General features: G+C 53.0%; 8 protein-coding genes. 1 reads left to right on the top strand and 7 read right to left on the bottom strand.

Going from position 1 to position 9,188, the window contains the following annotated elements:
- Positions 1-156: 156 nt before the first annotated feature.
- The 6 genes from ACEQ15_RS06695 to ACEQ15_RS06670 form a co-directional block, all read right to left on the bottom strand.
- Positions 157-858 carry an ABC transporter ATP-binding protein gene (locus ACEQ15_RS06695; protein WP_370278318.1) on the bottom strand — a complete coding sequence of 234 codons (702 nt, stop codon included), beginning with the start codon at positions 856-858 and terminating at the stop codon, positions 157-159.
- A 1-nt stretch (position 859) separates the two neighbouring features.
- Positions 860-1,627 carry a high-affinity branched-chain amino acid ABC transporter ATP-binding protein LivG gene (gene livG / locus ACEQ15_RS06690; protein ID WP_370278316.1) on the bottom strand — a complete coding sequence of 256 codons (768 nt, stop codon included), beginning with the start codon at positions 1,625-1,627 and terminating at the stop codon, positions 860-862.
- A complete protein-coding gene (locus tag ACEQ15_RS06685) occupies positions 1,624-2,883 on the bottom strand; it encodes a high-affinity branched-chain amino acid ABC transporter permease LivM (protein ID WP_370278314.1) in 1,260 nt (419 codons plus the stop codon). Before ACEQ15_RS06685 ends, livG begins: the two co-directional genes overlap by 4 nt.
- A complete protein-coding gene (gene livH / locus ACEQ15_RS06680; RefSeq protein WP_370278312.1) occupies positions 2,883-3,809 on the bottom strand; it encodes a high-affinity branched-chain amino acid ABC transporter permease LivH in 927 nt (308 codons plus the stop codon). The genes ACEQ15_RS06685 and livH overlap by 1 nt, the downstream gene beginning before the upstream one ends.
- Before the next feature lie 77 nt (positions 3,810-3,886).
- Positions 3,887-5,005 (bottom strand): branched-chain amino acid ABC transporter substrate-binding protein, encoded by a 1,119-nt coding sequence (locus tag ACEQ15_RS06675; RefSeq protein ID WP_370278310.1) that lies wholly within the window; start codon positions 5,003-5,005, stop codon positions 3,887-3,889.
- A gap of 277 nt (positions 5,006-5,282) precedes the next feature.
- Entirely contained in the window at positions 5,283-7,379 is a 2,097-nt protein-coding gene (locus tag ACEQ15_RS06670) for a putative bifunctional diguanylate cyclase/phosphodiesterase (protein WP_370278327.1), read from the bottom strand.
- Positions 7,380-7,861: 482 nt separating this feature from the next.
- Here ACEQ15_RS06670 and ACEQ15_RS06665 point away from each other — a divergent pair, with 482 nt between their 5' ends.
- The gene (locus tag ACEQ15_RS06665; RefSeq protein ID WP_370278308.1) at positions 7,862-8,992 is read left to right on the top strand and encodes a methyltransferase; all 1,131 of its coding nucleotides are present in this window, start codon (positions 7,862-7,864) and stop codon (positions 8,990-8,992) included.
- A gap of 69 nt (positions 8,993-9,061) precedes the next feature.
- Here ACEQ15_RS06665 and ACEQ15_RS06660 read toward each other — a convergent pair.
- Positions 9,062-9,188 (bottom strand): transposase (locus tag ACEQ15_RS06660; protein WP_370278322.1); only part of this gene is annotated, 127 nt, incomplete at its 5' end.

Below are 9,188 nucleotides of genomic sequence, written 5' to 3'. Positions count from 1 at the left end.
ATTCCGACTTATTTTATCTAACTATAGGTGTAGATGTTAATCTAATCAAGACAAAAAAATAGACCATCTAATGATGATCTAAAATAACTATCTGCTCTCTAGGTTGAATGTAAAAAAACCGCCCGAAGGCGGTTTTTTTATGCAGCGAACCGAACGTTAACCGCCCAGGTACGCCTTCTGCACGTCTTCGTTGGTCAGCAGGTCCTGACCGGAACCTTCCAGCACCACGTGACCGTGCTCCAGTACGTAACCGCGGTCGGCGATACGCAGCGCCTGGTTTGCGTTCTGCTCTACCAGGAAGATAGTCACACCTTCATCACGCAGCTTCTGGATGATCTCGAAGATCTGCTGAATGATGATTGGCGCCAGACCCAGAGACGGCTCGTCCAACAGGATCATACGCGGACGGGACATCATTGCACGACCGATCGCCAGCATCTGCTGCTCACCACCGGACATGGTGCCGGCACGCTGGGAGAAACGCTCACGCAGACGCGGGAACAGTTCCAGCACGTGCTCCATGGTTTCAGCGGCTTCCGCTTTAGTCCGGAAGTAACCACCCATGGCCAGGTTTTCCTCTACGGTCATACCACCGAAGACACGACGGCCTTCCGGTACGATCGCCAGACCTTTCTGCATGATCTTCGCAGTCTGCAGACCGCTGATCTCTTCGCCGTCGAACTTAACGGAACCGGTGGTCGCCTGTGGATCGCCACAGATGGTCATCATCAGGGTGGTTTTACCCGCACCGTTTGCGCCGATCAGGGTGACAATTTCACCCTGCTTCACTTCAACGGAAACGTCGTGCAGCGCCTGAATCGGCCCATAGTGGGTGTTCACATTTTCAATGCGCAGCATCTTATTCCTCCCCGAGATACGCTTTGATTACGTCCGGATTGTTCTTCACTTCATCCGGCGTACCGTTGGCCAGTGGTGCGCCCTGCGCAATCACGTAGATGTGGTCGGAGATACCCATAACCAGCTTCATATCGTGTTCGATCAGCAGCACGGAGATCTCGTGTTCGTCACGCAGACGCACGATCAACTCATCCAGCTCTTTGGTCTCGTTCGGGTTCAGACCTGCCGCCGGCTCATCCAGCATCAGCAGTTCAGGCTGCGTCACCATGCAGCGCGCGATTTCCAGGCGACGCTGCTGACCGTAAGCCAGGTTACCGGCTTCGCGGTTAGCGAACTGCAGCAGATCCATCTCTTTCAGCCAGTAGGCTGCACGGTCCATCGCTTCCTGCTCCAGACGACGGTAGGAGGAGGTTTTCAACAGACCAGAGATCAGATCGGTTTTCAAGTGACGGTGCTGCGCCACCAGCATGTTTTCGATCACGGTCATCTTGGAGAACAGACGCACATGCTGGAAGGTACGCACCAGCCCCTTGCGGGAGATCTGGTAGTCCTTCATGCCGGCAACCTGTTCGCCGTTGAACACTACACTGCCATCGGATGGGATATAGAATCCGGACAGGCAGTTAAAGACCGTGGTTTTACCGGCACCGTTTGGCCCGATAATGGATACAACCTGGCGATTCTTCACCGCCAGATCAACGTGATCGACCGCGACCAGACCACCGAAGCGCATGGTCAGGCCGTTCACATCCAGCAATAACTGACTCATGATTTCAACTCCAGGTGAGGTCGTTTCATCGGTACAAGACCTTCAGGGCGCCAACGCATCATTACAACCATCAACAGACCGAACAGCAGCATGCGGTATTCCGCAAACTCACGCGCCAGTTCCGGCAGGATAGTCATCACGATTGCCGCCAGGATGACACCAATCTGCGAGCCCATACCACCCAGTACCACGATGGCCAGGATGATTGCGGATTCGATAAAGATGAACGACTCAGGACTGATAAAGCCCTGACGTGCGGCGAAGAAGGAGCCAGCAAAACCTGCGGTGGAAGCACCGATGGTAAATGCGGACAGCTTGATCGTTGTACGGTTCAGACCCAGAGAGCGACATGCGATCTCATCTTCACGCAGTGCTTCCCACGCACGGCCAATCGGCATACGCATCAGGCGGTTGATCAGGTAGATCACGAAGATCACCAACAGAACCGCAATCAGGTACAGGAAGATCACCTTGTAGGAGCTGGAGTAGGAGATGCCCATGAAATCATGGAAGGTCTGCGCCCCTTCCTCTTTAGCACGGCGGGTGAATTCCAGACCAAACAGGGTTGGTTTAGGAATACCAGAGATACCGCTTGGGCCACCGGTCACTGCTGTCCAGTTGTTCAGCAGGATACGGATAATCTCACCAAAGCCGAGGGTTACGATCGCCAGATAGTCACCGCGCAATCGCAGTACCGGGAAACCCAGCACAAAACCGAACAATGCTGCCAAACCGGCTGCCAGTGGCAGACACACCCAGAAGGACAGACCAAAGTACATGGACAGCAACGCGTAGGTGTAGGCACCCACTGCGTAGAACGCCACGAACCCCAGGTCCAGCAGACCCGCCAGACCAACCACGATATTCAGACCCAGACCCAGCATGATGTAGATCAGCGTCAGGGTCGCCAGGTCAACAGACCCACGGGATACCATGAATGGCCAGATCAGCATGCCAACGATCAGTGCCGCCAACAACCAGGGTTTCAGCGCCGCACGCTTCTTCTCTTCCGGCAGCAGACCACTCAGCTTAGGCTTAGGCAGCTTGCCGAAGAACGCATCGATCTGATTGGAAAACAGCTGAGACAGGAACACCAGGCCGATACCCAGACCGATCCAGCCCCACTGTTCAGCCGTTGCACCACGTACCGCCAGCTCAGTGCCTTCGGTATCCAGCTTCACGCCGATCATCAGGCAAGCCAGTACGAAGGTCACGCCGGCCGCAAATAGCGCGCTTAGAAATTTATTATTCTGCATCAGACTTTCTCCACCTCCGGTTTACCCAGCAGACCGGATGGGCGGAACAACAGGATCAGCACCAGCAGGCCGAAGGATACAACGTCTTTGTATTCGGATGGGAAGTAGGCAGAAGTCAGCGCTTCGGTGACACCCAGGATCAGGCCACCCAGCACGGCGCCTGGAATGGAACCGATACCACCCAGTACTGCGGCGGTGAACGCTTTCAATCCGGCAATAAAGCCAACAAATGGGTTAACCACACCGTAGTAGAGACCCAGCAACAGACCCGCAACGGCGGCCAGTGCCGCACCGATGATAAAGGTCAGCGCGATGGTACGGTTGGTATCGATACCCAGCAGGTTGGTCATACCCAGATCCTCGGAACAGGCGCGACATGCGCGGCCCATACGGGAACGGGAGATAAACAGCGTCAGGGCGGTCATGGTCACGAACGTCGCGCCCCAGATCAGCGCCTGCATGTAAGAGAAGGACACTTCAAATACGGCAGGATCACCAAATGTCCAACCACCGGTGATCTGTGGCGGCAGCGCCACGTCACGGGAACCCTGTGCCAGAACAACATAGTTCTGCAGGAAGATGGACATACCGATCGCGGAGATCAGAGGGATCAGACGGTTACTGCCACGCAGCGGACGGTAGGCAACACGCTCTACGGTCCAGCCATAGGTACTGGCAACAAATACAGCCACAATCAACGCGATGATCAGGATGATCGGCAGGCTTACCATGCCCATGCCTAGCAGACCGGCAATTACGATAAAGGTAACGTAAGAGCCAATCATGTAAATTTCGCCGTGCGCGAAATTGATCATACCGATGATGCCATAAACCATCGTGTAGCCGATGGCGATCAGCGCGTATGTGGACCCGATAGTCAGCCCGTTAATGAGCTGCTGAAAGAGGTACAGGAGAGTTTCGGTCATAAGTGTAGGACCCGAATAGCAGAACACCTCGATACCGGATCACGGCATCAAGGTGTTCTTTGGTTCAGGGATGCTGCTTACTTAACGGGAGATTTAGAGCCGTCTTTGTGCAGAGAGTAAACCTGGAAGGTAGATTCGGTCAGGTCGCCTTTCTTATCGTAGGAGACTTTACCGATTGCAGTGTCCAGAGGGTTCGCGCGGATGTGGTCAGCCATCGCTTCCGGATCAGTACCGCCGGTTTTCTCGATAGCGTTCTTCATCAGCTCAACCGCAGCGTAAGCAGTGAAGACGAATGGACCGGTTGGGTCTTCGCCGTTCGCTTTGATCGCTTCTACACGCGCCTGGTTAACTGGGTTCTGGTCGAAGCTCTTAGGTGCAGTAGCCAGTACGCCTTCTGCTGCTTCGCCGGCAATTTTAGCCAGATCGCTGTTTACGATACCTTCTGGGCCCATGAACTGAGCACCAAAACCTTTCTCACGGGACTGACGCAGGATCAGACCCAGCTCTGGGTGGTAACCGCCGTAGTAAACGAAGTCTACGTTCTCTTTCTTCAGCTTAGCGATCAGCGCAGAGAAGTCTTTGTCACCCGCAGTTACACCTTCAAACATCACAGGCTGCAGGCCTTCGCCTTCCAGTACAGAGCGCACAGTGGTCGCCAGACCTTCACCGTACTGCTGCTTGTCGTGGATGATTGCAATGCGCTGTGGCTGAGCTTTGTCGATGATGTAGCTCGCTGCCAGGGTGCCCTGCAGGCTGTCCAGACCGATGGTACGGAAAACCAGCTGGTAACCTTTTTCGGTGATGCTTGGAGAAGTGGATGCTGCAGTGATCATCAGCACGCCTTCTTCTTCGTAGATGTCGGAAGCAGGTTCAGTGGAGCTGGAGCACAGGTGGCCAACTACGTGCTGAACGCCGTCGTTTACGATTTTGTTTGCTACTGCAACAGCCTGCTTAGGGTCGCAGGCGTCATCATAGACAACACCTTCAAGCTTCATGCCGTTGATACCACCAGCAGCGTTGATATCTTTGATCGCTGCCATTACGCCGATCTTCTGCATATCACCGTACTGTGCTACCGGACCAGTCGCCGGGCCAGCCAGGCCAATTTTCAGTGTGTCAGCCTGAACTGCGCTGACAGCGCCAGCCAGTGCGATTGCAGAACTCAGAGTGAGAAGCTTTTTAGTAAAGCGTTTCATGGTGAGTAACCCCATTTATCTTTTTTGTCAGAGCACTCCAGATCTTGTGAATCTGGTCGCTTTTTAATTTTTATACCCCGCTACAATAGCGTTCTCTTGGCTCCAAAACAATCCACAAGTTTCATTTAAGAAAACTCGAATAAACACAGGTCAATTTTCACGCAACTGCGTAAAAAAAAGACCTGTTTAGTTTTTGATCAGCAACGATTTTTTCAAACGAATGCGAGGAAAATAAAAACAAGGGGTTACACCATATATCCCCTATTTTTAGGGGTTATTAATGGGTAGAGGAAACATCTTCCACTGATGTGAACAAACGCTCGGAATCGGCAATGAGCGTTTCGATCGGACGGGGTTTGGAGATGCCATACCCCTGCGCATAATCCACGCCGACCTGTTTTAAGGTGTCGGCAATGGCCTGGTTTTCAACAAATTCCGCGATGGTCTTTTTACCCATCAGATGACCGATATCGTTGATACTACGCACCATCGCCAGGTCCACTTGGTCATCCAATATATCTTTTACAAAAATTCCATCGATTTTCACATAATCAACCGGCAGGGTTTTCAGATAACCAAAGGACGACAGGCCACTGCCAAAATCATCCAGCGCAAAACTGCAGCCGATATCATTCATCGCCTTAATAAACTGCACGGCATTGGCAAGATTGGAGATAGCCGCGGTTTCGGTAATTTCGAATCCCAGCTGTTTCGGATCCACGCCACAGCTATCCAGGGTATTACGTACAAACAGCAGCAGCTCATCGTCGGCGATCGACAAACCGGAGAGGTTAATCGACAGCTTAAGGTTTGGATCTTTATTGCGTGCCAAAAACTCGCACACCTGACGAATCACCCAGCGATCCAGTTTCGGTGATAAACCAAAACGTTCAGCCGGCGGCAAAAACGCGCCCGGAGGCACAACGGCACCCTTTTCATCACGGTAGCGGATCAACACCTCGTAGTGACAGGTCTGCTGATCCTGCAAACCGGCGATATCCTGCACGAATAAACAGAAGCGGTTTTCGGCGATCCCGGCATGGATACGCCCAACCCACATCGCCTCATCCTGGCGGCGCTGGGATGTGGCATTGTTCTGATGCAGATAGATCCGGTTGCGCCCGAGCTCCTTTGCCAGGTAACAGGAGGTATCCGCGAAAGTCATCAGTTCAGCCGTTTCCGGTGACTGTCCGTCCACATTAACTACGCCGATACTCACGGTGACCCGGAAGATATTTTCACCCCAGCCAAAGACACTCTCCTCCACGGTACTGCGCAAGTCTTCTGCAATACGCGCGGCATCCTGGGAGGTACAGTGTTCCAGCAATACCGCAAACTCGTCGCCGCCCAGCCGGGACACCACGTCACTCTGCCGTACCCGCGACTGAATCAGCGCACCGATCTGACGCAACAGTTGGTCTCCCGCCATATGACCACAACTGTCGTTCACCACTTTGAACTGGTCGATATCGAGGAAAAACACCGCGTGCTGGATATTGTCCTGATGGGCTTTTCGCAACAGTTGCCCCAACCGCTGCTCAAATTCATAGCGGTTGATCAAGCCAGTCAGCATGCAATGCCGCGCCTGGTGATCAAGCTGTTCGGTCAGCAGGTGTGAACTGGTCACATCTTCCTGGGTACAGAGGTATTGGGTGATCTTGCCGGTTTCATCCTTCAACGGGGAGATCACCACCATCGCCCAGTAGAGTTCACCACTCTTGCGCTGGTTCTGCATTTTCCCGCGCCATTCACGTCCGGTGGTAATCCGATCCCAAAGCTGGCTGTAAAATTCTTCCGGATGTTTGCCCGAACGCAACATTCGCGGGGTATTACCCAGCGCTTCTTCCGCCGTGAATCCGGTTACATGGGTAAATCGTGGATTTACGTAGGTGATACGTGCGCGGTCATCGGTGATCATGACCACACTGGCACACTGCTCCACCGCAACAGAAAACTGCTTTAATTCCTTTTGCGAACGGAGGAGTTCGGTGATATCACGGGTTACTGCCAGATGGGCGGTTACCCGGCCGTCTTCATCCAGCATCGGCACCGCATGGGTCTCGACACGTTTGCGCCCGCCTTTCAGACCAATCACATCGTATTCCATGATGCCGGACTTACCGCGAAACACCCGTTCATTGAACGCGATATAGGCCGCGCGATCTTCCTCGGCGATCAGGTCGTAAACGCAAGCATGGCGTACCTGTTCGAGGGAGTCCGCTTCAACGATGCTTAATCCGGCCGGGTTCATGTCCAGCAAGGTACCGTCGGCAGCAACGGTTTTTACACACTCGGGCTCGGAGTCGATTACACGCTGGATAATCTCGCGCTGTTCACGCAACTCTGTATGTTGCTGACCGTAGCGCATTAGCACCAGGCGCAACGATACCGCCCCAAGAAAAATCAGGAGAGAAAAAAAGGATCTGAAATAGAGCTCTTTGGCAGAAGGCTCTAGCAGCTGCCCGTAAACAGTCCCCTCCCCCAGCAAAAACACATTTACCAGAGGGTCGAGCAACCAAATCAGTAAAATCGAGACACCCGCGATCAAAAACAGACGCGAGCGAACAAATTCACTCATCAATATATCGGATGAGCGTTGGAAAAATCGTTGCAACAGAAACTACCTAAAAGACCCCTTCATATCTCGTCCGTGAGCCCCAATCAGTCTACTGCAATTGAACTGGAGCGAAATTATGCCACAAAGCATAAAAAAACTATTTTTTATGACCATGAGATATTTTCACCCATTTCCTGTTTCGCAGTGACTACCACTCAAGCCTGCGTGGCGATGTGTTAAACTCGCGCCTCTCACCTTAATCCAGCATCATCCACCACAATCAACGGTACCGCACGACGATGGAGATCCTGTCAGTCCCTCAGGGCGAATTCAAACTGAGCCGCTTTCCCCGCCGCAAACAAGAAAAACTGCGTGCATGGGATGCCGCCGATGAATACCTGTTGCAGCAGATCAATGAAGAAAACCTGCTCTCCCCCGATTGCCGCATTCTGATTATCAATGACCAGTTTGGTACCCTGAGCACCGCGTTGGCTGGCTACCACACCACGATGGTCTCCGATTCCTGGTTGGCACACGCGGGTACCGATGCCAACCTGAAAGATAACGCTCGCTCAGACACCGATGTAACCATCCTTGATAGCTTGTCGATCCCGGACGGTGTTTACGACCTAGTGCTGATCAAAGTGCCAAAAAGTCTGGCGATGCTGGAAGATCAGCTTTACCGTTTGCGCCCCCACCTGCACGAGAACAGTCGCGTCATTGCTGGCGGCATGGTGAAAGCGATCCACACCTCCACCCTGAAGTTGTTCGAGAAGCTGCTGGGCGAAACCAAAACCTCGCTTGCCCGTAAAAAGGCGCGCCTGATTTTCCCGCAGTTCGATGCAAACCGGGACGTGGGCGAATCCCCCTATCCCAGCAGCTACATTCTCGAAAACAGCGAGCACCGCATCTTTAACCATGCCGGCGTATTTTCCCGCGACAGCCTGGATATCGGTACCCGATTCCTGCTGGCCAATCTGCCCAGCAATGAACAATACCAACAGATCGTCGACCTGGGCTGCGGCAACGGCGTTGTCGGACTGATGGCCGCGGAAAAAAATCCGGCAGCCGAACTGACCTTTGTTGACGAGTCTTTTATGGCCGTCGCCAGCGCCAAGCTGAATTTTGAGACGGCCTTTGGCCAAACCCGTTCAGCCACCTTCAAGGCGACCGACTGTCTACAGGGCATTCCACGCAACAGTTCCGACCTGATTCTCAACAATCCGCCATTCCACCAACAAAATGTGGTGGGTACCCATATCGCCAACCAGATGTTCCATGAATCCAAAGTGGTTTTGCGACAAGGGGGCGAACTATGGGTGATCGGCAACCGGCATCTCGGTTATCACATCGCCCTGAAAAAACTGTTCGGCAACTGTGAAACTGTGGCCAGCAACAAAAAATTCGTTATCTTGCGTGCGGTGAAGTAACAACGCGCTACCATCTCAGCGCCAATAAGAAAGCCGGTTTCTGCAATCAGACACCGGCTTTTTTTTGGTTCATCGTCGATTACCGGGGAAGGCCGCCTTTATCTTTAGGAAGAAGTACTCGGTATCTCGATAACCATAGGCCATACGCTTGATTACTTTGATCTTGTTATTGATCCCCTCCAATCGACTGGTGTGG

Source organism: Pontibacterium sp., from assembly GCF_964228735.1.
Classification (GTDB): Bacteria; Pseudomonadota; Gammaproteobacteria; order Pseudomonadales; family Balneatricaceae; genus Pontibacterium.
Note: the sequence above shows the minus strand (reverse complement) of the source record. Positions and strands in the feature narration are given on the sequence as shown.